Origin of the sequence: Novosphingobium sediminis (assembly GCF_007991615.1) — a bacterium.
Classification (GTDB): Bacteria; Pseudomonadota; Alphaproteobacteria; order Sphingomonadales; family Sphingomonadaceae; genus Novosphingobium; species Novosphingobium sediminis.
On record NZ_BJYR01000016.1, the window covers coordinates 123,847 to 145,540 of the forward strand.

Annotated in this window: 17 protein-coding genes and 1 tRNA gene; 11 read left to right on the forward strand and 7 right to left on the reverse strand. The window is 65.3% G+C overall.

Annotation, left to right across the window (positions count from 1 at the left end; genetic code table 11):
• Positions 1 to 88: 88 nt before the first annotated feature.
• The 3 genes from NSE01_RS12730 to NSE01_RS12740 are packed head-to-tail and all read right to left on the reverse strand — an operon-like array spanning position 89 to position 4,004.
• Positions 89 to 1,390 (reverse strand): O-antigen ligase family protein, encoded by a 1,302-nt coding sequence (locus NSE01_RS12730; protein WP_147160012.1) that lies wholly within the window; start codon positions 1,388 to 1,390, stop codon positions 89 to 91.
• The gene (locus NSE01_RS12735) at positions 1,345 to 2,760 is read right to left on the reverse strand and encodes a GumC domain-containing protein (RefSeq protein ID WP_147160013.1); all 1,416 of its coding nucleotides are present in this window, start codon (positions 2,758 to 2,760) and stop codon (positions 1,345 to 1,347) included. The genes NSE01_RS12730 and NSE01_RS12735 overlap by 46 nt, the downstream gene beginning before the upstream one ends.
• Positions 2,757 to 4,004 (reverse strand): polysaccharide biosynthesis/export family protein, encoded by a 1,248-nt coding sequence (locus NSE01_RS12740; protein ID WP_147160014.1) that lies wholly within the window; start codon positions 4,002 to 4,004, stop codon positions 2,757 to 2,759. Before NSE01_RS12740 ends, NSE01_RS12735 begins: the two co-directional genes overlap by 4 nt.
• A gap of 281 nt (positions 4,005 to 4,285) precedes the next feature.
• On the opposite strand from NSE01_RS12740, the gene NSE01_RS12745 reads away from it, so the two are divergent.
• Both NSE01_RS12745 and NSE01_RS12750 read left to right on the forward strand, forming a co-directional pair.
• Positions 4,286 to 5,713 (forward strand): sigma-54-dependent transcriptional regulator, encoded by a 1,428-nt coding sequence (locus NSE01_RS12745; RefSeq protein WP_147160015.1) that lies wholly within the window; start codon positions 4,286 to 4,288, stop codon positions 5,711 to 5,713.
• On the forward strand, positions 5,710 to 8,946 hold the full coding sequence (locus tag NSE01_RS12750) for a PAS domain S-box protein (protein WP_147160016.1): 3,237 nt from the start codon (positions 5,710 to 5,712) through the stop codon (positions 8,944 to 8,946). The genes NSE01_RS12745 and NSE01_RS12750 overlap by 4 nt, the downstream gene beginning before the upstream one ends.
• A gap of 55 nt (positions 8,947 to 9,001) precedes the next feature.
• Here the strand turns inward: NSE01_RS12750 and NSE01_RS12755 are convergent.
• Positions 9,002 to 9,078: transfer RNA gene (locus tag NSE01_RS12755), tRNA-Pro, on the reverse strand.
• Positions 9,079 to 9,269: 191 nt separating this feature from the next.
• On the opposite strand from NSE01_RS12755, the gene yajC reads away from it, so the two are divergent.
• From yajC to secF, 3 genes are all read left to right on the forward strand, one after another.
• Complete coding sequence (gene yajC / locus NSE01_RS12760; RefSeq protein WP_147160017.1) at positions 9,270 to 9,617, forward strand: preprotein translocase subunit YajC; 348 nt, start codon at positions 9,270 to 9,272, stop codon at positions 9,615 to 9,617.
• A gap of 63 nt (positions 9,618 to 9,680) precedes the next feature.
• The gene (gene secD, locus NSE01_RS12765) at positions 9,681 to 11,288 is read left to right on the forward strand and encodes a protein translocase subunit SecD (RefSeq protein WP_147160018.1); all 1,608 of its coding nucleotides are present in this window, start codon (positions 9,681 to 9,683) and stop codon (positions 11,286 to 11,288) included.
• A 12-nt stretch (positions 11,289 to 11,300) separates the two neighbouring features.
• A complete protein-coding gene (gene secF / locus NSE01_RS12770) occupies positions 11,301 to 12,278 on the forward strand; it encodes a protein translocase subunit SecF (protein ID WP_147160019.1) in 978 nt (325 codons plus the stop codon).
• A 36-nt stretch (positions 12,279 to 12,314) separates the two neighbouring features.
• On the opposite strand, the gene NSE01_RS12775 is transcribed toward secF, so the two are convergent.
• Together NSE01_RS12775 and NSE01_RS12780 are read right to left on the reverse strand one after the other, a co-directional pair.
• Positions 12,315 to 13,520, reverse strand: coding sequence for a glycosyltransferase (locus NSE01_RS12775; RefSeq protein ID WP_246135197.1), 1,206 nt, complete (start codon positions 13,518 to 13,520; stop codon positions 12,315 to 12,317).
• A gap of 17 nt (positions 13,521 to 13,537) precedes the next feature.
• On the reverse strand, positions 13,538 to 14,107 hold the full coding sequence (locus NSE01_RS12780) for a helix-turn-helix domain-containing protein (RefSeq protein ID WP_147160020.1): 570 nt from the start codon (positions 14,105 to 14,107) through the stop codon (positions 13,538 to 13,540).
• A gap of 135 nt (positions 14,108 to 14,242) precedes the next feature.
• Here NSE01_RS12780 and NSE01_RS12785 point away from each other — a divergent pair, with 135 nt between their 5' ends.
• The 3 genes from NSE01_RS12785 (at position 14,243) to NSE01_RS12795 (ending at position 17,019) form a co-directional block, all read left to right on the forward strand.
• On the forward strand, positions 14,243 to 14,728 hold the full coding sequence (locus tag NSE01_RS12785; RefSeq protein WP_147160021.1) for a DUF6456 domain-containing protein: 486 nt from the start codon (positions 14,243 to 14,245) through the stop codon (positions 14,726 to 14,728).
• 91 nt (positions 14,729 to 14,819) lie between these two features.
• Positions 14,820 to 16,634: a DUF885 domain-containing protein gene (locus tag NSE01_RS12790; RefSeq protein ID WP_147160022.1), complete on the forward strand. Its 1,815-nt coding sequence runs from the start codon at positions 14,820 to 14,822 to the stop codon at positions 16,632 to 16,634.
• A 73-nt stretch (positions 16,635 to 16,707) separates the two neighbouring features.
• On the forward strand, positions 16,708 to 17,019 hold the full coding sequence (locus tag NSE01_RS12795) for a hypothetical protein (protein WP_147160023.1): 312 nt from the start codon (positions 16,708 to 16,710) through the stop codon (positions 17,017 to 17,019).
• A 161-nt stretch (positions 17,020 to 17,180) separates the two neighbouring features.
• Here the strand turns inward: NSE01_RS12795 and NSE01_RS12800 are convergent, their stop codons facing one another.
• Positions 17,181 to 18,974 carry an ABC-F family ATP-binding cassette domain-containing protein gene (locus tag NSE01_RS12800; protein ID WP_147160024.1) on the reverse strand — a complete coding sequence of 598 codons (1,794 nt, stop codon included), beginning with the start codon at positions 18,972 to 18,974 and terminating at the stop codon, positions 17,181 to 17,183.
• A gap of 150 nt (positions 18,975 to 19,124) precedes the next feature.
• Here NSE01_RS12800 and NSE01_RS12805 point away from each other — a divergent pair, with 150 nt between their 5' ends.
• The 3 genes from NSE01_RS12805 (at position 19,125) to NSE01_RS12815 (ending at position 21,692) form a co-directional block, all read left to right on the forward strand.
• A complete protein-coding gene (locus NSE01_RS12805) occupies positions 19,125 to 19,442 on the forward strand; it encodes a PepSY domain-containing protein (RefSeq protein WP_170233834.1) in 318 nt (105 codons plus the stop codon).
• 116 nt (positions 19,443 to 19,558) lie between these two features.
• Positions 19,559 to 20,236: a response regulator transcription factor gene (locus NSE01_RS12810; RefSeq protein ID WP_147160025.1), complete on the forward strand. Its 678-nt coding sequence runs from the start codon at positions 19,559 to 19,561 to the stop codon at positions 20,234 to 20,236.
• A gap of 133 nt (positions 20,237 to 20,369) precedes the next feature.
• Positions 20,370 to 21,692: a sensor histidine kinase gene (locus NSE01_RS12815; protein ID WP_147160061.1), complete on the forward strand. Its 1,323-nt coding sequence runs from the start codon at positions 20,370 to 20,372 to the stop codon at positions 21,690 to 21,692.
• Positions 21,693 to 21,694 lie beyond the last annotated feature (2 nt).

Below are 21,694 nucleotides of genomic sequence, written 5' to 3' on the forward strand. Positions count from 1 at the left end.
CAGCGGCTGCGGGCCATTTTTTGGCCGCTCTCTTTGCATTTTGGGAGAGCGTTCTTTGCATAATGCAACGAACTTTGCATTATGCAAATCATTGCAGGGCTTCGCCGGCCTCGCCGGACGCACCTTTGCTGCGCTGAAGCCGCAGCGCGATGCCCAGTGCGAGCAGCGCCGGCCATGAGATATAGACCAGCACCTCGAGGTTTTCGCCGAAACTGTAGAGCCAGTAGGTGAGGATCATCGATAGCGCGAGCCGCCCGTGGCGACCCCCGGCCGCAGCCGCAACGCAGCCGACGAGCGAGAGGACCATGGGTATGCCGAGCGCGATCACGCCCAGCAGCCCCTTTACGTAAAGCAGGCCGTACCAGCTGTGGTGGCTCCCGATCGGCATGTATTCGACCAGATGGGGGCCGCGTTCGACGATCCCGTGGCCGAACCAGTACGCTTCGTGCTGCCACCGCTCGACCGCGATCCGGCCGAGCGTGGCGCGGACGCGAGAGGATGATGCGCGCGCACCGTTGAAGCTGCTCGAAGCCTGTTCGCTGAGCGCCGCAAGCTGCGGCAGCAGCCAACCGGCCACCAGCGTGAGTGGCGCCAGCGTAAACCAGGTGTGCGCTTTTGCGAGCCTTCCCGCGATTGCGGCGAGGGGAATGACGATCGCCAGCGCGACCAGCGCCATGCGTGATTGCGAAAGCAGCGCCATCAGCACGCTCGCGGTATAACCGGTCCAGCGCCACGGTGCTGACCGTTCTTCGCGCGCGATGAGGAAGTGGATCATCGCGACCATCCCCGCCGCCGGAGACCAAGGCGCGAAGAACTGCCAGCGCGGCGTGCCGATTTCAGGATCGATAGTGTAAAGCACCACGGCGAAGAATTCGTCGCTGGCACCGCCGAGGACCTTCAGGGGCGAGACCCACAGGATTGACGGGAGGTGGATGAAGGGCGCGGCCAGGAGCAGCGGCATCAGGATCATAGTCTGGAGGCTCAAACGGCAGACCGCGCGCGCCAGAGCGCTCAGCCGGATCGGCAAGACATAGCCCGCGAACGGGAAGAGCCCGAGCAAGGCCCAACCCTTTGCCCAGCCGGCGGCCGACTTGACCGTCTGCGCGCTGCCAAGGCTGAATTCGGCATGTGCGACAAGCAGGATCACCAGCATCGCGGCCATGCCCAGCAGCCAGGCCCAGATCTGGATCGGCAGAGGAGCAGGGCGCTCGGCCTCGGGCAGGACAGGCGCCAGATAGCAGGCGCGCGCCGCCATGATGGCCAGCGCCCAGCCCAGCAGCGGGCCAGCCAGGTAGAGCCCGCCGACCAGCCAGAGCCAATAGCTCCCGCCAATCGTGAAGGCGATCAGGCGCTCTGCAGCATTCGGCGCAGGATCGGTTGGCGCAGCCATAGGAGTCCAAAGGCAAGGAGGGTCATGAAGGTCGCCGCGAGCGCGCCGGCCAGAGCGATGATCACCGAAGGGCTCGAAGGCGCCTTGGGCAGCGAAGGCGCGGCCAGCACCTGCACCAGCGGGTAGGACGCGAAGGGGTCCTGCTTGTTGGTATCGAGCCGGGCCAGCGCGGACGAGAAGACGGCCTCGGTCACGCGCTGGTCGCGCTGGAGATCGGCCAGTTGCTGGGCCTGCAGGATCCACTGCGGGGCATCGGCACGGGCACGCGCCAGATCGCCATGCAGTTCGGCAAGCGCACTGCGGGTACCCGCCGCCTGCGCATCGCTGGCACTCATGGCCTGCATGAGGTTCGAGCGGCCATCGCCCACCTGCAGATCGGTCTGGCGCAGAAGTGCCTGTTCGGAAAGGCCGGTCAGCTCCTGCCCTCGGCGCACGAGCGCCAAGCGCAGCTGCGCACTTTCCGCATCGGCCTGAGCCCGGGCGCTGTGCTGGGGCCCAAGCGTGCCGGCCTTGAGCTGGGCATCCGCTGAAGCAGCGGCATAACGCTGCGCGAGTTCGGCAAAGACCGGATCACCCTTCAGGCGCATGATCACGTTGGCACCGCCCGGGTTGGCGCCGAGCGTGCCCGACAGGCGCGACGCCGTGCCGCCCTGAATGCGCATCTGCACGCGCAGATCGCGTTCCTTGTCGCGCAGCGTATCGACCGACGCGATCCGGCTGTTGAATTGCTCCAACGTGGCAAGACCGTGACTTGCCTGGAATTCGATCAGCTTGCGCTGCGCCGTTTTCACCTTGTCGGATAGCTCGCTCAGCCGCGCCCGATCGCTATCTTCGCGCTTCTTGGCTTCGTCCGCCCGCAGCGCGGTGAGCTCTTCGACGAAGGCCTCCTGCAGCGCCATCGCACGGCGATGGGCGGCTGCGGCACTGTTTGCCGAGATGCTGATCGAGATGAGGTTGGTCTGGTCCACCAGCTTGATGGTCGGGACAGGGAAGGCGTCTTCACTCTCATGCGCGAGGCGCGCGGCGGCGCGCAGCGTGACATCGGCGGTGAGCAGCTGCTTGTAGTTCTCGGTCGGGCTGAGCGTCGGGCTGGCGAACGCCGAATTGCTCGTGCCCTGGGCCTGCCCGATCGATTCGACATTGATCGAGCTGCCGACCCCCGATCCCGGCAGGATCAGGCTGAACTGGCTGGTGTAGCTGCGCGGAACGACGATCAGGTAGAGCGCCGTCAGGATCCAGATGGACCCGATCACGGGGCCAAGAATCTTGAAGTAGCGCTGATAGCGGCCAACCGACGGCAAACCGTCGCGGAAGAGGCCCCAAAGCCGGACCAGACGCCGATCGGCGTGGATTTTCTGTGCAATGTTCATGGCTTGAGGTTCTTCGCCAGAACCGCGGGACCGAGCAGGTTGCCCGCGACGCCCACCGCATCGACGAAGGTCATCGCCGCGCTGTCGTAGCAGGCGATCGCATCGCCGGGCATCAGATAGGGATCGACGTCGTCGCGATCGGCATCGCGGACGAGGGCTTCGACCTTGCGGGCGATCACCACGGAATGTCCATTCACGGGATTGCGCGAGATCAGCACCGCGCTGCGTCCTGCATTGAGCGCAGAGCCGCCGATGCAGTTGGCCGCGATCAGGCCCTGCAGAAAGCGTGTGCCATAGGGCAGGCTGGTCGCATCCCGGCCGATGGCGGATGCTGCATTGCTGGCCGCCGGGCGCGAAAGGTTCGACATGTAGACGCGGATGCCGGGTGCGGTGACCGGGCTCGGGCGGACCAGCTTCAGTTGGAAGCAACCCTTGGAAGGAATGATGATGCGGTCCCCGCGGGCGAGCTGCGGATCTACCGGCAGGCCGCCGGTGCCGTCGCTGCCTTCCACGCCGCCCAGAACCGGGCTGAGGTCGATGCGGGCATAGCGATTACCACGTACCAGGTAGACGGCATCGAGCGCCGCATCCGGGCGCAATCCGCCTGCGGCACGAATGGCCGTTGCCAGCGATCGGCCATTGTTGAAATCACCTAGCGCCGGGTTGGCAACGGTCGTTGCGCGCGCATCAGCGGAACGGTCGCCTGCGATGATCACACCCGGCTCGAACACCGCGCCTTCGACCGACACCGCAACCCCGGCGCGCTCGGTGGCAACAAGGCGGATGTTGTTGACGATGTCGCGGATCAGACCGGTCGCGACGAGCTTGCTGCGCACTTCATCCGAAACATCGGCGCTGCTGCGTCCAGCCGCGAGGACCGGGCCGATCCCGTTTATGGTCAGGCTGCCATTCGCCGCGATCACGTAATCGTGCGAAAGAACATCCCGGTCGCCGCTGACATCGAGCCGCAGGCGGTCGCCGGGGCCCAGAACATCGGGAAGCGCGGCGAGATCCTCGGCGGGCTCCGCCGTCAGCGGGCCGAGCGCAGCTGGCAGCTGCGGGGTCAGGCAGCGATCCGTGCCAAGGGTTTCCTGCAGGCGCTGGGTGGGCTGATATTGGGCACCGGACACATTGCGGGGCGTCGGCATGGTCGCGCACCCGCTGGTCAGGGCCAGCGCCAGCATCGCGGCAATCCGCGGCGAACGCGTCGTGCGGGTGAGTGAGGGACAGGGCAACAGGGGCATGGATGTCTCCGGGGGTTTGCCCCAACATGGCAATCCCTGTGCCAGTTCCCTGAATCTGCCGGAAATCCGTTACTTCGCCCAAAAGCGCGCCAATTCCCGTTTTGCAATTGTACTCCGTTCGCATTTTGCGAGAGCTTGGAGTTGCATTTTGCGAAGAATCAAAGTCGCAAAATGCGAACGAAGTAATAAGGATAAGTCCCTATGGCTTTGTTTACACCTTTCGAGACTTGGCACGCATCCTGCTTTCTAACGCCGGAAACCTTCAAACCCTGGTACCGTCCATGACACGCAAGCGCATCCTTATCGTCGAAGACATTCCTGCCCTGGCTTTGATGTACGCTGGTCACCTCGAGAAGGCCGGCTATGAAGCGGTCGTGGTCGATACCGGCGCTGCGGTCCTGCGCGCGCTGGCAAACGGAGAGTCCTTCAGCGCCCTGCTGCTCGATCTCCAACTGCCCGATATCGATGGTCTGGAACTCCTGCGCAGCAACGTCGATCTGCTTGCGAAACAACCCGTGATCGTGGTGACCGCAGACGGTTCGCTTTCTCGCGCAATCGAGGCCATGCGGCTTGGCGCCTATGACTTTCTGGTCAAGCCGCTTGCCGCCAAGCGCCTGCTTGCGGTTGTCGCCAGCGCGATCGAGGCCGGGCCGACGATTGTCAGCCCCGTTCCTGCCCAATCCGCAGATCCCCGGCTGCCCGTTGCCACCCCGGGCGGCTTCGTCGGCAGTTCGGGCGTCATGCGCGAGATCTATCGGCAGATCAGCTGCATCGCCCGCAGCCGCGCAACAGTGCTGATCACGGGCGAGAGCGGGACCGGCAAGGAAGTTTGCGCCGATACCATACACCGCGAATCCGGGCGCAGCGGCGGGGCGTTCATTGCCATCAACTGCGGCGCGATCCCTGAGAACCTGCTCGAATCCGAACTGTTCGGCCATGTGAAGGGCTCGTTCACCGGCGCGGTCAGTGATCGGATCGGTGCGGTGCAGGCCGCGCACAAGGGCACGCTGTTCCTTGACGAAGTGTGCGAAATGGCGCTGCCGCTGCAAGTGAAACTGCTGCGTTTCCTGCAGACCGGCACGGTCCAGCGGGTCGGCACCAGCCGGGTGGATGAAGTGGACGTGCGCATCGTTTGCGCCACGAACCGCGATCCGCTGCGCGAAGTCGCCGAAGGGCGTTTCCGCGAGGATCTCTATTATCGTCTCGCGGTGGTGCCGGTCCACATGCCCCCCCTGCGCGATCGCGGCAACGATATCGCCGAATTGGCCGAGACATTCCTCCAGCGGTTCTCGCGCGAGGAAGGCAAGCGCTTCGGGCCGCTTGGCCCGGCGCAACTGGCCGCGCTCAAGGCTTATCGCTGGCCGGGCAACGTGCGCGAAATGCAGAACGTCCTGCGGCGGGCGGCTGTGCTCTGGGATGGCCCGGACCTGCCCCTTTCGGCGCTTCCGTCAGAACCGGGCGCCGCGCCGGCGCAGCTTGCTGCTCCGCCCTTGCCCATGGAGACCGCGCAGGGCGCTCCCACGCCGCATCCGGACCTTGCCGCCGCCTTTCGCGGCATGACGCTCGACGAGATCGAGCGGCTTGTGATCACCCGCGCGATCGAGGATGCCGCCGGCAGCTTGCCGACAGCCGCCAGGATGCTGGGGGTGAGCGCATCGACCCTCTATCGCAAGCGCGAGAGGTGGGCGTCGGCTGGCGAGGCTGCATGACCCTCGCCGCGGGCGAACGCTCGATCAGCAAGGTGCAATGGGCCCGCGACGGGTTCATTGCCGCGATTTCGCTGTTCGAGGCAAAGTTCGTCCTTCCGCATCCCGAAGCGCTGACTGTCATGCTCGTGCCGTCGATCATGCTGGCGGCGGTGTTTGCGCTCGAATGGCCGAGGCAGTGGCAGCAACTTCCGCGCATGCTGCTCGCTTCGTTCTTCGGCCTTGTGCTTGGCGGCGTTCCATTGCCTGTCGCGGCTGTTGCGGCGGCTCTGGCCGGTTTGCAGGCCGTGCTGGGAGGCCGCGCGCTCAAGTACCTTGCGCCGGACGGTCTTGATCTGACCCGGACAGATGCCGTGCTCAAGCTTGGCATCGTGGCCATCCTGATCGCGCCTCTGTTCAGTGCGATCTTCACCGTGTTCGCGCTGTCGGTAGGGGGAGGCAATCCGGTGTCTGCCACCATCAGCCCGCCTTCCAACCTTTCCTTGCACCTTGCGGCCGCCCATGCCTTCCGCTGGGTCCTGCCCAATGCCATCGGCATCATCATCGCCACGCCGATCTTCCTCGGGCTGCTGAGGCGGCGGTCGTTTCAATTACCAGATCTGATCACGCGCCGGCGGATTGCGGGTTACGCCGGTGTCAGCGCGCTCACTGCTCTGGTCTTTCTGAGCGAAGGGCGCAGCTACATCTTCTTTGTCTGTCCCGCGCTGGTCTGGGTCAGCGTCTCGATGGGCATCCGGGATACCGCAGCTGCCCATCTGCTTTCGATCCTGATCGCCACAGTGGCGGTGGTGACCGGCAATGGCCCGGCCGACGTTCTGGCGATTGCGCCCGAGGGGCGCTATCTTTTCATCGAGACGGCCTATCTGTGCTGCTACTGCTGTCTCCTGCCGATTGCGGCCTCGATGGAGGCGCGCCGCCGTTTGGAGCACGAGCTGGCGCAGACACTCGCCTTCACCTCCGAGATCCTCCAGAACATGCAGGACGTCGTGTTTCGCACGGACGCGAAGGGGCGCTGGACGTTCCTCAACCCGGCATGGGAAACGATGACCGGCTTCCCGGTGGCCGAGACTCTGCAGGGATCAGGTCCGGCTGTGCTCGACCTTCGCGATATCGTTGCCGAACTGCTGCGGGAGCCGCAGCTCCACGGCGGTGACGGAGATGAGGTGCGCACGCATCGCAGCTTCGTGCGGCGCGATGGCGAGGTGCGCGAGGCCGACATCAGCTTCCGCAAGATCAACACGCCGGGCGGCAGGTTCGAAGGCTTTGCGGGCAGCATTCGCGATGTATCGGATCAGCAGCGCTACGTCGTTGCGCTGGAGGCCAGCGAACAGCGGTTCCGCCAGCTATGCGACACATCGCCGATCGGTATTCTGCGCTGCGATCGCCACGGCCAGATCACATATGTCAACCAGCGCATCGAACTGCTGGTCATGGCACCGGCCGCATCGATCATCGGCAAGCCGTGGGTCGAAGTCCTCGGGCTCGACCAGACGCAGGCGAGCGAACAGATCAATCGCTCGCTGATGACCCCGGGCGCCGTGTTCGAGAAGGAGATCAACTACGTCGACCGGGCAGGGCTCCGGCGATGGCTGACTTTTACTGCGACGGGGGAGTTCGAGAACGGTTCTCGGCTCAGCGGTTACATTGCTGCGGTGACGGATGTGACCCAGCGCAAGACGAGCGATCTTGAACTGGCCAATCGCACCCGCGAGCTGCGCCTCGTGACCGAGAACATCAACGACATGGTGTTCCGCATCGGGCTGGACGGCCAGTGCCTCTACGCGACGCCGTCGGTGCTTCAGGTGCTCGGCTACGATCCCACCGTGTTCGTTGGCATGCCGGCGCTGATCCGCATCCACCCCGATGATATCGATCATGTCCGCGGCGGGTTTGACCAACTCCTTGAAGGGAAGGTCGACAATCTCAGAGTAGCCTACCGGGTCTGGCACGCATCAAAGGACATGGGATGCCGCTGGCTTGAAGCCGATTGCCGGCTGCTGCGAAACCAGAAGGGCAAGCCGCATGAGATCGTCGCCTCGGTGCGCGATATCACCTCGCGCAAGTTGCTCGAAAACGATCTCATCGAAGCTCGCCACCGCGCCGAACAGGCCGCCGCGGCGAAGAGCGCGTTTCTGGCCAACCTCAGCCATGAGATCCGCACGCCGATGAACGGCGTGATCGGCCTCTCGGAACTCCTGCTGGATCATCCGCTGGACGAGACCAGCCGCAACTATGCCCGGCTGATCTCCGAATCCGGCGCGACCATGATGAAGTTGCTCAACGACATTCTGGACATTGCCAAGATCGATTCCGGGCGGCTGCAATTGTCGGTCGAGCCGTTCGACCTGCACGATTGCCTTGCAGATTGCATGAGTCTGATGACCGCCAGTGCGGTCGGCAAGCGGCTGGCGCTGGATCTCGATATCGCCCCCGACGTACCGCGCTGCATCATCGGTGATAGCCTGCGGCTGCGCCAGATCCTCGCCAACCTGATCGGCAATGCGGTCAAGTTCACCGCGGCGGGGCAAGTTCGGCTCTCGGCCAGAACTGAAGGGGACGAACTGGTTATCGTTGTCGATGATACCGGGATCGGTATCTCGGCAGCAGCGCAGGACAAGGTTTTCGAGGACTTCGTCCAGGCAGAGGAGAACACTACCAGCGGATATGGCGGCACCGGGCTTGGTCTGCCGATCTCGCGCCGGATTGCGGAGGCCATGGGCGGCACCCTGACGCTGAGCAGCACGCCGGGCGTTGGCACGTCGCTGGTGCTGCGGTTCAAGCCTGACCTGCCGGATGCGGCGGCCGTTGCCACCCGTTCGCCGGCCCCGCCGCCAGTCTTGCCAGCGCTGCCGCCAATGCGCCTGCTGGTGGCCGAAGATGGCCGCACCAATCAGATGATCGTGACCGCCATGCTGGAGAAGCTGGGCCACCATGTCGAGCTGGCGCAGAATGGCGAGGAGGCGATTTCAAAAGTCCACAAGGCGGTGGACGCGAAACGGCAGTTCGATGCGGTGCTCATGGATATCCAGATGCCGGGGATGGACGGCATGACCGCCACCCGCTTGCTGCGGGAAAGCGGGATCACAGCAGACATGCTCCCGATCATCGCGCTGACAGCGAACGGCTTTCAGGAAAGTGTCGACGCCTGCCTCGCCGCTGGCATGCAAGGGCACCTCGTCAAACCCGTACGCAGCGCGGAAATCGCTGCCGAACTGGCGAAGGTTGCGCATCCTTAGGCGATCATGCCCTTGGCTGAACGCTGAGGATGAGGTGCTGAGTATCTGAAATAGTTGGTCGGGACGAGAGGATTCGAACCTCCGACCCCCACACCCCCAGTGTGATGCGCTACCAGGCTGCGCTACGTCCCGACCGGAAGGCGCGCCTATAGGCAGGGCTTTGCGGGAGCGCAAGGCTTCTTGATCGCCGATTTCAGTGCAGGCTGCGATTGGGCCCGGCGGCGCCCGCGCAAAGTTGCCTAAGCTTAGCCAAACTGCTAGCGCGCCACCCCATACTGGCTCGACATGCCAGACCCGCCCTAGCGAAAGTTTCCGTGCCCGCCATGACTGGTCCTGCCCTTCTTTCCCTTCTTGCCGCTGCTGCCCCGGCTGCCACTGCGGCCGAACCGCCGGCTTACCTGCAGTTCCTGCCGCTCGTCGCGATGGCGGGTATCTTCTACTTCCTGATCCTGCGGCCGCAGATGCGCCGGCAGAAGGAGCAGCAGGTGAAGATCGCCGGTCTCAAGAAGGGCGATCAGGTGGTGACCGCAGGCGGCCTCATCGCCAAGGTCATCAAGGTCGAGGATCAGACCGTGGATCTCGAACTCGGCCCCAACGTCCGCGTGCGCGCGGTGCGGGCCACGCTCGGCGATGTGCTGCCGCCTGCCGGATCGGCGCCCGCCAACGATTGATGCTGCGGCCCGCGTCCATGGCCGTGTGGATGCCTGAGGCCCCCTTCAGGAAGACTGCTCGAAATGCTTGAATTTCCCCGCTGGAAGGTGATCTGGCTCTGGGTGATAACGCTGGTGGCCGCGGCTGCCGCGATCCCGTCGATTACCGCGACCATGGGTATCCCGCTCCCCGCCGGCATCTATGCGCCCAAGGTCAACCTCGGCCTCGACCTTGCGGGCGGCAGCCATATCCTGCTCGAAGCAGATCCCAGCCAGGTGCGCCAGCAGCGCATCGAGGGCATGGATGAATCGGTCCGCAACAAGCTCAAGCAGGCGAACCCGGATATCCGCATCAGCGATATATCCAACCGCGACGGCGCGCTGACGTTCCTTGTCGAGGATCCGGCCAAGGTTGATGCGGTACGCGAGGCGATCCTGCCGCTGACCAACGGCGCGGGCCTGACCGGCGCGCGCGACTGGACGATCAACGTCGTCGACGGCAACCGCTTCGTGCTCACGCCGACGCAGGAAGGCATCGATCTGGCGGTGGCGCAGGCGATGGAAACCGCAGTCGAAGTCGTGCGCAAGCGCATCGACGCGCTGGGCACGCGCGAGCCGACGATCATCCGTTCGGGCAGCAACCGCATCGTGGTGCAGGTGCCGGGTCTGCAGGATCCTCAGGCGCTCAAGAACCTGCTGGGCCAGACCGCCAAGCTCGAGTTCAAGCTGGTCGATACGACTGCGTTGCAGAGCGATATCCAGCGCGGCATCGCGCCTCCGGGCAGCGAGATCGTGCCTTATGCCACGGTCAAGGAAGGCGGGCCGGTCGGATCGATCGCGGTCAAGCGCCTTGGCGGCATTCGCGGCGACCAGCTGACCAATGCTCAGGTCACCAACAACCAGCAGACCAACGAGCCGCAGGTGGCGATCACCTTCAACACCGAAGGCGGCGCGCGGTTTGCCAAGCTGACGACGCAGAACGTCAACAAGCCGTTCGCGATCATCCTTGATGGCAAGGTGCTTTCGGCGCCCAACATCAACGAGCCGATTCTGGGCGGCAGTGCGGTCATCTCAGGCAACTTCACGTCGCAAGCGGCGAGCAATCTCGCGATCTCGCTGCGGTCTGGCGCGCTGCCGGTTGACCTCAAGGTGGTCGAAGAACGCACCGTCGGGCCGGACCTTGGCGCGGATTCGATCCGCAAGGGCATGATCGCGATGGCTATCGGCACGCTGGCGCTCGTGGCGTTCATCCTTGCCGTCTATGGCCGCTTCGGCATGTACGCCTGCATCGCGCTGGTGTTCAACGTGCTGATGATCCTCGGCATCATGGCGCTGATCGGCACAACACTGACACTGCCGGGCATCGCGGGCTTCGTCCTGACAATCGGTGCCGCGGTCGATGCCAACGTGCTCATCAACGAGCGCATCCGCGAGGAACGGCACCGCGGCCGCCGCGTGTTCCAGGCGGTCGAGATGGGCTACAAGGAAGCCAGCCGCGCGATCTTCGACGCCAATATAACCAACGTGATCGCGGCCATGTCGATGGCGGCGTTCGGCTCCGGCCCGGTGCGCGGTTTCGCCATCGTGCTTCTCATCGGTATCGCGACCTCGGTGTTCACCGCGGTGACCATGACCCGCATGTGGGTCGCCCAGTGGCTGCGCAAGGCGCGGCCCACCGAAATCGCGCTCTAAGGAACCGGCACAATGAAGCTCCTCAAGCTCGTTCCCGACAACACGAACATCAAGTTCCTGCGCTGGCGCGCGCCGTTCTACGTCATCAGCCTGCTGCTGATGGCGGCGAGCCTCGGCCTCGTGTTCACCAAGGGCCTCAACCTTGGCGTCGATTTCATCGGCGGGCAGATGATCCGCGTCACCTTCACCCAGAGCGCGGAAGCGCCGGTCGGGCCGCTGCGCGGCGAGATCGAGGCGCTGGGCTATGGCGAGCCGATCATCCAGCGCTACGGCAAGCCCAACGAGATCTCGATCCGCATGAAGCTGCCGGCGGGCGCGGACCACGACAGCGGGCTTTCGGACAAGATGGCCCGGACGATCACTGCCGATATCAAGGCCAAGCATGCCGATGCGCGCGTCGACGGCGTGGATTCGGTTTCTGGCAAGGTCTCGGGCGAGCTGTGGCACAGCGCCGTGCTCTCGCTCGGCCTCGCAGCGCTGGCGGTGGCGGCCTATATCTGGCTGCGGTTCGAATGGCAGTTCGGCGTGGGCGCGCTGTTCAGCCTCGTGCATGACGTGACGCTGACACTGGGCCTGTTCGCGGTGACGCAGCTCGAATTCGACCTGACGATCGTGGCGGCGTTGCTGACGCTGATCGGGTACTCGCTCAACGATACGATCGTGGTCTACGACCGCATCCGCGAGAACCTGAAGAAGTATCGCAAGATGCCGATGCCTGAGCTGCTCGACCTTTCGGTGAACGAAACGCTGCACCGCACACTGGCGACCTCGCTTTCGATGCTGATTACGCTGACAGCGCTGCTGCTGCTGGGGCCCGGGGTGATCTTCGGCTTCACCGCGGCGATCACGCTGGGCATTTTCGTCGGAACCTACAGCTCGATCTACATGGCCGCGCCGATCCTGATCTGGCTCAAGGTCACGTCGAAGAGCTTCGTGCCGACCGAAAGCGCGCTCGACAAGCAGGAACGGATGGCGCGCGAGGGGGCCTAGGCCCACCCCCGGCCCCTCCCGCAAGCGGGAGGGGAGTTACCGGGCTGAGGCCGCCTTCTCGTAAATCGCCGCAAGCGCTGCGGCGTTCGCGTCCCAGCTGAAGCGGGCGGCGGTAGCGGCCGTGTCTGCCTGTGCCGGAGGCGCGGCCAACAGATCGGTGATCGCGGCTGCAATGGCGGCGGGTGTGCGTTCGGCGAGGCGGCCAGCGGCAGGGCGGTCCACCACTTCGGGCGCGCCGCCCACCGGCGGGATTACGAGCGGCGCGCCGCAGGCGAGCGCTTCGATCCATGCGTTGGCGAGACCTTCGCGCTCCGAAGGCAGAACCATGACATTGGCAGCTGCGAGCAGCACCGGCAGCACATCGTGGCTGACGGAGCCGAGGAAATGCACGCGGCTGGCGACACCATGGGCGGCAGCGCGGGCGCGCAGGGCAGCTTCATCGGCGCCGGTGCCCGCCAGCGCAAGGTGGATATCGCCTGGCAGGCTGGTGAGCGCTTCGATGGCGAGGGCCTGCCCCTTGATCGCGATCAGCGCGCCGACGCAGACGGCGAGGCGGTCAGCAGGGCGCAGCGGGAGCGCGGGAAGCTTGCTCGCAAGCTGATCGCGGGCCTCGCGCCGCGCCAGCGGTTGGAAGCGCGCGTGATCGAGGCCGGTGTAGTGGACGGTAATCCCGCACGGTGGAGTAAGGCCGAGGCCCTCCATATCCCGCGCCAGTGCACCGGACACGGAGAGGACAGCTGCCGCGCTGTGGGCAGCGCGGCGCATCTGGGCAAGGGCGGGCGGGCGCTCGCCCCATAGGTGGATGTCGGAGCCGCGTGCCTTGATGGCGTGTGGCAGGCCGAGTGCTGCGGCGACGTTCGCGGCGGCGGGGCCATCGGGATAGAAAAACTGTGCGTCGACCAGATCGAACGGCGCTTCGGCATGGAGCCTGCGTGCCAGCGGCAGCACCGCGCGGGTGATCGCCCACGGATTGAAGCGACCGGAAAGGCCCGGAATGAGCAGGAATCGCGGATGATGGATGGTAACCGTACCGCCGGTTTCGATCGCCGGGACCGCCGCGAGCGCCTTGTAACGGCCCATCGCGCTGAACGGGGCGGGCGGCAGGCCGATCGGGTTGATGACGGTGACGTCCCAATCCCCGCGCGCCGCCAGCGCCTCCATCTGGCGCGCTACAAAGCGGCCGAAGCCGGGTCTGCCGGGTGCAGGATAAAGCGTCGAAATCGACAGCAGGCGGCGCTTCACCGGCAATTCGCGGATTGTCAGAGCGAGCGGACGAGCAGTTCGGCGACGCCGATCCAGGCCGGGTGATCGATCACCACCTGCCGCTGGCCGACACCGGGCGGGAGCAGAGCGACGCGGTCTCCATCGCGATCGATCATGCGGCCGAAGGCGAAGCGGCCGCCGGGGCGGGGGGCCAGCACATCGCGGTTGAGCGCGCGGCCGAAATCATCCGGACCAACCTGTCGCAGCCAGACCTGATCGCCGGCGCGGTATTCACCCGCGCTCGCTTCCACCGTCATCACGACAAGCCGTGCAGAGCCCGGGCCGACCGGGAACACCGCGGACATTGGCTTGGTCAAGGCTTCCGCGCCGGTCACGGCGAGCCGTGCAATGATCTGCGGTTCGCTGTCGACCTCAGCCTTCACCAGCAATTGCGGATCGACATCTAGCGCAGCGGCGATGCGGTTCATCCAGCCGAGGGAGAGCGAACGCATGCCCGTTTCGAGACGGCCAATTGTTTGTGCCGTCGTCGGCGGCGCACAGCGCGCAGCGACATCGGCCAAGGTGAGGCCCTTTTGACGGCGGATATCGCGGATGCGGTTAATCATGTCGGGGGCACTCTTAGTGGCCACTTGCGTACTTTTACAGCTTTTGTGCGCTGCGGCAAGTTTTGTGCTTTCCTACACGCGATCCTCTACGGCAATAGCGAAATTGTTCCTGATTTGTTTCTAGTGGAGGGTGCCATGGCGCAGTTTCTGGTCGAGCGCGAATTGACTGAGGAAGGACCGCGGCGGGTTGACGGAATGCGGCCGGGCGCGGGGCGGGGAGCAGTGCGCAGCGTCAAGGTGAACCTCGCCGAATCGCCACTCACATGGCTGCACGCACGCGGGCATCTCAATGATCGGCAGTTCGGCGCCGGGGAGCGGCTGCGTGCAGACTGGGAGCGCGCCGAACTCGCGCCTTCGGTGACGATGCGCTGGGATCCGGTGCGCATTGCCGGGGGCGAGCAGGGGCTGACGGCGGGCGAGCGGCAACTTGCGGCAAAGCGGCGGTTTGACGGGGCAATCGCGGCGGCGGGTCCGGGGCTATCCGACATCCTCTGGCGCGTGGTTTGCGCGGGCGAGGGTGTGCCAGCGGCAGAGAAGGCGTTGGCCTGGCCGGCCCGCAGCGGCAAGCTGGTGCTCGAACTGGCGCTTGACCGGGTCGCGGGCTTTTACGGCATGGCGTGAGGATTTCCCCCACATGACCCGAGGACCGGGTTGCCTCCCGGTACGGGGATATGCGAGCGGTTGGGCTATCCGAATTGCGGGAGCCTAATCCATGGAAAGACGTGAATTTCTGGCCGGTGCGGCCACCGCGGCGCTCAGCACCTGGCTGCCGGCGAAGGCCTTTGCGGCGGGGGCTGCCGCGCCGGGCGATGCGGCCTTTGCCGCGCTGGCCGACAAGCTGTTTTACGACAACCTGCTGGTCACGCCGCAGCATGCCACCGGGCTCGGGCTCGATACCGGCGTGCGCGCTGCGCTGCGGTCGCGGCTCGATGACAAGAGCGAGGCGGGACGGGCTGCGGTTCAGGCGTTCGACCGCGCGGGCCTTGCCGCGATGCGCGGAGTCGATCCGGCCGCGTTGAGCCCGGCCGTGCAGCGCCAGCGTGAGCTCCTGACCTACATGTTCGAGCGGCGGCTGGCGGGTGTGCCCTTCGGCATCGAAGGCGTGCAGCAGCCCTATCCGATCACGCAGCAGCAGGGCGTCTACTTCGAAGTGCCGGACATGCTCGATAGCCAGCATCCGGTGGAGACGGCGGCTGATGCCGAAGCCTATCTGGCGCGCCTCAAGGCCTTTGCCTTTGCCCTCGACGAGGACAGCGCGGGGCAGAAGCGGCTGGCGGCACGCGGGCTGATTGCGCCGCGCTGGTCGCTCGATCTGACGCTCGGGCAGCTTGCCAAGTTGCGCGCGCCCGCGCCTGAGGCGAGCTCGCTGGTGCTGTCGCTGTCGCGGCGGACCACGGCCAAGGGCATCGCCGGCGATTGGGCGGGGCAGGCGGCGAAGATCGTCAAGGACGCAGTCTATCCCGCGCTCGACCGGCAGATCGCCCTGGTGGGCGCGCTGCGGGCCAAGACCCCGGCAGGCGACGGCGCGTGGCGCGTGCGCGGCGGCGATGCGATCTATGCAGCAGCTCTGGCCGAGGCGACGACGACCAAGCTGAGCCCGGAAGAAGTCCATAAGATCGGACTCGAGCAGGTCGCCGACATCACCGGCAAACTCGATGCGATCCTCAAGGCGGCGGGCTATACCAAGGGCAGTGTGGGCGAGCGGCTGACGGCGCTCAACCATGCGCCGGACCAGCTCTATCCTGATACCGATGCGGGGCGAAGCGATCTCATCGCCTCGCTCAATGCCGGGATTGCGGCAATGGCGAAGAAGCTGCCGCAGGCGTTTTCGAACTTCCCGAGCGAGCCGCTGGAAATCCGCCGCGTGCCTGTGGAGATCCAGGACGGGGCCTCGAACGGCTATTACTACAGCGCCAGCCTCGATGGTTCGCGCCCGGCGATCTACTGGATCAACCTCAAGTCTGTGGGCGACTGGCCGCGCTATTCGCTGCCTTCGCTGACCTATCACGAGGGCATTCCGGGGCATCACCTGCAGGGCGGCTATGCGCAGAAGGGCGGCGCGCTGCCGCTCTACCTGAAGGACTTCTTCCTATCGGCGCATGGTGAGGGCTGGGCGCTCTATGCCGAGCAGCTGGCGGATGAACTGGGCGGCTACACACCGCTGGAGCGCGCGGGGTATCTCCAGTCGTTCCTGTTCCGCGCGGCGCGGCTGGTGGTCGATACCGGCATCCACCACTACCGCTGGAGCCGCGAGAAGGCGACTGCCTACATGGTCGCGACGACGGGCTTCGCGCAGCCGCGCAGCCAGCGCGAAGTGGAGCGCTATTGCGTGCTGATCGGGCAGGCGTGCAGCTATAAGATTGGCCACACGGCATGGGTGAAGGCCCGGACCAAGGCACAGGCCGCGCTGGGCGACAAGTTCAGCCTGCCGTGGTTCCATGGGATACTGGAGGAAGGCACGATGCCGCTGTTCATGCTGGAGAAGCGGATCGAGGAGCGGACGGCGGAGCGGCTGGCTGGGGGGTGAGGGGAGGTGTTCGCGTCTGACCTTGGTGGTTAGCGGCGATTGCAGATGACTGGAACGGCGCTACAAATCAGCGATGCTTTGGAACATCATAGACAGACGAACGCGCCCTTACCGCTGGCGGGAAGTGAATGCGATCGTGGAGGCGGTGGAACACGACAACAGCTGCGTCGACGCCGATCAAGCTCCTGAAAGCGATCCATCACTGACAGTCGATTACGAGGCGCTTGAGGCTGTTTCGGTCCAGGAGGCAGTAGCATGGGCAAACGAGAAACTATGCCCCGTGACCCTCTATCTTTACGATCTTGGTGGCGGGTTCGCGACAAGCGAACACTTCGATTTAGTCGAAAAGCGCTTTCCCGCAGACGGCCACAAGGACGGGGGCTGAACGTACACAACTAGGCGTTAGCGGACTGCCTCGCTTCGTCATTGCGAGCGTAGCGAAGCAATTCATGGCGGTTCTGAGCGGCTCTGGATTGCTTCGCTACGCTCGCAATGGCGAACGGGGGGATCTGGCGATTGCTGTCCTTCCGGCAGCGCCCAACACTCTCACCCCTCCACCATCTCCGCCAGTTCCAGCCAGCGTTCTTCCGCTGCGTCCTTTTCGGCGCGGGACTTGTCCAGCGAGGCGGTGAGGGCGGCGAAGCGGGCGGGGTTCTTGGTGTAGAGGTCCGGATCCGCCAGCGCGGCTTCGTCGCGGGCCATTTGCGCTTCGAGTTCGGCGATGCGGTCGGGCAGCAGTTCGTAGTCCCGCTGGTCCTTGTAGGAGAGCTTTGCCTTCTTGGGCGGAGGCGGCGGGGGCGGAGTTGCCGCCTTGTCTGCGGTTTCGGTCCGCGCAACCGGCTTGCCGGCGAGGCGTGCCTTGCGCTGCTTTTCCCAGTCGGCGTAGCCGCCGGCGACCACATCGACCTTGCCCGAACCATCCATGCCGAGCGTGATCGTGACGGTGCGATCAAGGAAATCGCGGTCGTGGCTGACGATTAGGACGGTGCCGTCGTAGTCCGAAATCACTTCCTGCAGGAGGTCCAGCGTTTCGAGATCGAGGTCGTTGGTCGGCTCGTCGAGTACGAGGAGGCTGGAGGGGCGGGCGAATTCGCGCGCGAGGAGGAGCCGCGAGCGTTCGCCGCCGGAGAGCGTGCCGACACGCGCTTCGACCATGCCGGGATCGAACAGGAATTCCTTGAGGTAGCCGTGGATGTGCTTGCGCACGCCCTGCACGTCGATCCAGTCGCTGCCTTCGGCGAGGACATCGCGGATGCGCTTTTCGGGCGCCATCAGGCTGCGCTGCTGGTCGATGATAACGGGGGTGAGCGTTTTCGCCAGCGTGACGGTGCCGCTGTCGGGCTCCAGTTCGCCGGTGAGGAGCTTGAGGAGCGTCGTCTTGCCCGCGCCGTTCGCGCCGACGAGGCCGATGCGGTCCTTGCGCATGATGCGCAGGGAGAAGTCCTTGACGATCACGCGTTCGCCGAAGCGCTTGGTGATCTTGTCTGCCACAATGACCGCCTTGCTCTTCGCATCGTCGCTTCCGAGGCTGATCTTGGCGGTGCCCTGCGGGCTCATCATTGCGGCGCGAGCGGCGCGCATTTCCCAGAGCTTTTCGAGGCGGCCCATGTTGCGCTTGCGCCGCGCGGTGACGCCGCGTTCGAGCCAGTGGGCTTCGATCTTGAGCTTGGCGTCGAGCTTTTCGGCAGCGCGGGCTTCCTCGGCGTAGACTGCTTCCATCCACGCTTCATAGCCGCCGAAGCCAATCTCGCGGCGGCGGATCGCGCCGCGATCCAGCCACAGCGTCGCCTTGGTCAGGCGTTCGAGGAAAGTGCGGTCGTGGCTGATGACGACGAAGGCGCCGTTGTAGCGCTGGACCCACGATTCCAGCCATTCGATCGCGGCGAGATCGAGGTGGTTGGTCGGCTCGTCGAGCAGCAGCAGGTCGGGCTCGCTGGCCAGCGCGCGGGCGAGCGCGGCGCGGCGGCGTTCACCGCCCGAGGCGCTGTCTGCCTTGCGGCTGAGGTCGATGCCGAGTTGCCCGGCGATGGATTCGACTTCGTGGCGCGGCGGGGCGTCCTTGCCCGAAAGGGCGAAGTCCATCAGCGTCTCGTAGCCGGTGAAGAACGGGTCCTGCTCCAGCGTGACGACGCGCGTGCCGGGCTGGACCGAGCGGGTGCCCTTGTCGGCATCCACCGTGCCGGCGATGAGCTTGAGCAAGGTGGTTTTGCCGGCGCCATTGCGGCCGATGAGGGCAAGCCGGTCGCGCGGGCCGATCTGGAGATCGAGGCCCTGAAACAGCCAATGCGTGCCCTGGTTGAGGCCGAGGCCTTCCCAGCTGAGAATTGGTGCTGCTGCCATGATGTTGGCGCGCTTAGCGGTGCGGCGCGGCGAGGTCCAGTATCAGCTTGGCACCCGTGCGCCTGATCTGCCATAGAGTGGAGCAGGGGAGCGGCAATGGGGGGACCAAACCTGGCCGCGCGTTCACAAGCTATTCAAAGGCCTCAGGCTATGGCGCTGCGCATCATGCGTTGGACTTCATCAGTTTTCGCCCTCTGCCTTCTCGTTTCGTTTGCCCCCGCGGCCGATGCGCAGCAGCGCCGTGCCGATGAGCAGCGCGAGGCGCGGCTTGATTTGCGCAACGGCAACGTCCGTTCGCTGCGCGAGATCGAAGCGCGCGTGCTGCCGATGAAGCGCGGCATGCAGTACCTTGGCCCCGAATACGATCCGACTGCGATGGCCTATCGCCTGAAGTTCATTCAGGACGGGCGCGTCGTGTTCGTCGATGTTGATGCGCGGACCGGGCAGATACTTGGCGAATCGCACTGATTCCCCCAGCCTTGCGCGCAGCAGAACGGCCCGTTCCTTGACCGTTCAGGTTTGTCGCTCCATCACTCGGGGCGAATAGTGGTCCCGCCCGCAGCGGGCGCAGCAAGGGGCAAGCGATGCGCATTCTGATCGTCGAGGACGAACCCACCCTCGGCAAGCAGCTCAAGTCCACGCTCGAAGCCAATGGCTATGCGGTCGATCTTTCGGTCGACGGCGAGGACGGGCACTTCATGGGCTCGACCGAAGATTACGACGCGGTGATCCTCGACCTCGGCCTGCCGGAGATCGACGGGCTGACGGTGCTGGGCATGTGGCGCAAGGAGGGGCGCAAGTTCCCGGTGCTGGTGCTGACCGCGCGCGACAGCTGGTCGGACAAAGTGGCAGGCCTCGATGCCGGAGCCGATGATTATCTGGCAAAGCCGTTCCAGAGCGAGGAACTGATCGCCCGCCTACGCGCGCTGATCCGCCGCGCTTCGGGCAATTCCTCGTCCGAACTGATCGCGGGCGGTGTGCGGCTGGATACGCGTTCGGGCCGCGTGACGCTGGATGGCGAGCCGGTGAAGCTCACCGCGCAGGAATACAAGCTGCTCTCCTACCTGCTTCACCACAAGGGCAAGGTGGTCAGCCGCACCGAGCTGATCGAGCATATCTACGATCAGGATTTTGACCGCGATTCCAACACGATCGAAGTGTTCGTCACGCGCATCCGCAAGAAGCTGGGGCCTGATGTGATCACCACGATCCGCGGGCTCGGCTACAGCCTCGACGATCCGGCGCACGGCGGGCGCGGCTGAGCGGGCACGGCTGAGCGGGCAGGGTGCACACGGCGTGGAACACAGCGTGATTGCCCCGGGCGAAGCCACTGCCGCAGCGCAGAAGGAAGCGCCGCGCGCCACGGCGCCGCATACGGGCTCGCTCTCGCGGCGCATGCTGCTGATCGCGGTGGCGTGGATTTCGGTGCTGCTGCTGGGCGGCGGCCTTGCGCTCGACCGGACGATGACCGGCCTTGTCACGCGCAATTTCGATGACCAGCTGGGCTACATGTTGACCGCCATGGTCGGCTCGGCAGAACTTGGGCCGGACGGCGAAGTTTTCTTCAACCGCGCGCTGGGGGACCAGCGGTTCCTCGAGCCCAACAGCGGACTTTACTGGCAGATCAGCGGCAAGGGACACGAGGATTTCCCCTCGCGCTCGCTGTGGGACCGCACGCTGAAGCTGAAGGGTGACCACTTCGACGGCAATCCGCACGTCTATGACAGCGAGCAGTTCGGCGACGAGCGGCTGCGGATCATCGAACGTTCGGTGATCCTGCCGGGGAGCCCGATCAAATGGCAGTTCGCGGTGGCCGCCAGCCGCAGCGACCTCGATGCACAGATCCGGCGAATCCGGGCGATCCTGATCTGGTCTTTCGTAGTGCTTGCTCTGGGCCTGATCGCGATGGCAGCGATGCAGACGTACTACGGCCTTGGCCCATTGCGCCGCGTGCGCCGTGCGATTGCCGACATGCGCGAAGGGCAGGCGCGGCGGGTGGACGAGCCGCTGCCGCTCGAAGTCCAGCCGCTGGTGGAGGAAATCAACCTCCTGCTCGAGCATTCCGAGCGGCAGGCCGAAGAAGCGCGCACCCATGCCGGCAATCTGGCCCATGCGCTCAAGACGCCGCTGACAGTGGTGATGAACGCCGCGACTGCGAAGGCCGATGACCTATCGGACACGGTGATCCGCGAGGCGGCGGTGATGCGGCGGCAGGTGGACCACCACCTTGCCCGCGCCCGCGCCGTGGGTCGCCGCGCGACGGGGCTTGCGCGCGCCAGCGTGGGCGAAAGCGCCGAGGCGGTGGAGCGCGCGGTCGTGCGGCTCTATCCCAATGTGCGCTTCGATATGGATGGCAACCGCGAGGCGAGCGTTGCGATCGAGCGGCAGGACCTCGACGAAATCCTCGGCAATCTGATCGAGAACGCGGCCAAGTATGGTGGCGACTCGGTCTTCGTGACGATCGATGCGGTGCCGGATGATCCGAAGACCTGCGAGATCTGGATCGAGGACGACGGCATGGGCATCCCCGCCGAAGCGAAGGACAAGCTCTTTGCGCGCGGTGCCCGGCTCGATACCGGCAAGCCCGGAACAGGGCTGGGTCTCGCCATCGTGCGCGATGTGGCGGAGCTTTACGGCGGGTCGATCACGCTTGGCGAAAGCGAGGATCTCGGCGGGCTTCTCGCGGTGCTCCGGCTGCCGCGTGCGGCCGGCAAGTAGGG

What these genes read in the sequence shown, in the direction of transcription:
- NSE01_RS12735 (WP_147160013.1), bottom strand. Translation starts at nt 2,760, where the DNA reads ATGAACATTGCACAGAAAATCCACGCCGATCGGCGTCTGGTCCGGCTT.
- yajC (WP_147160017.1), top strand. Translation starts at nt 9,270, where the DNA reads ATGACTGGTCCTGCCCTTCTTTCCCTTCTTGCCGCTGCTGCCCCGGCT.
- NSE01_RS12730 (WP_147160012.1), bottom strand. Translation starts at nt 1,390, where the DNA reads ATGGCTGCGCCAACCGATCCTGCGCCGAATGCTGCAGAGCGCCTGATC.
- NSE01_RS12800 (WP_147160024.1), bottom strand. Translation starts at nt 18,974, where the DNA reads ATGGCAGCAGCACCAATTCTCAGCTGGGAAGGCCTCGGCCTCAACCAG.
- NSE01_RS12750 (WP_147160016.1), top strand. Translation starts at nt 5,710, where the DNA reads ATGACCCTCGCCGCGGGCGAACGCTCGATCAGCAAGGTGCAATGGGCC.
- NSE01_RS12795 (WP_147160023.1), top strand. Translation starts at nt 16,708, where the DNA reads ATGCTTTGGAACATCATAGACAGACGAACGCGCCCTTACCGCTGGCGG.
- NSE01_RS12815 (WP_147160061.1), top strand. Translation starts at nt 20,370, where the DNA reads ATGCTGCTGATCGCGGTGGCGTGGATTTCGGTGCTGCTGCTGGGCGGC.
- NSE01_RS12780 (WP_147160020.1), bottom strand. Translation starts at nt 14,107, where the DNA reads ATGATTAACCGCATCCGCGATATCCGCCGTCAAAAGGGCCTCACCTTG.
- NSE01_RS12745 (WP_147160015.1), top strand. Translation starts at nt 4,286, where the DNA reads ATGACACGCAAGCGCATCCTTATCGTCGAAGACATTCCTGCCCTGGCT.
- NSE01_RS12810 (WP_147160025.1), top strand. Translation starts at nt 19,559, where the DNA reads ATGCGCATTCTGATCGTCGAGGACGAACCCACCCTCGGCAAGCAGCTC.
- NSE01_RS12790 (WP_147160022.1), top strand. Translation starts at nt 14,820, where the DNA reads ATGGAAAGACGTGAATTTCTGGCCGGTGCGGCCACCGCGGCGCTCAGC.
- secF (WP_147160019.1), top strand. Translation starts at nt 11,301, where the DNA reads ATGAAGCTCCTCAAGCTCGTTCCCGACAACACGAACATCAAGTTCCTG.
- NSE01_RS12785 (WP_147160021.1), top strand. Translation starts at nt 14,243, where the DNA reads ATGGCGCAGTTTCTGGTCGAGCGCGAATTGACTGAGGAAGGACCGCGG.
- NSE01_RS12805 (WP_170233834.1), top strand. Translation starts at nt 19,125, where the DNA reads ATGGCGCTGCGCATCATGCGTTGGACTTCATCAGTTTTCGCCCTCTGC.
- NSE01_RS12740 (WP_147160014.1), bottom strand. Translation starts at nt 4,004, where the DNA reads ATGCCCCTGTTGCCCTGTCCCTCACTCACCCGCACGACGCGTTCGCCG.
- secD (WP_147160018.1), top strand. Translation starts at nt 9,681, where the DNA reads ATGCTTGAATTTCCCCGCTGGAAGGTGATCTGGCTCTGGGTGATAACG.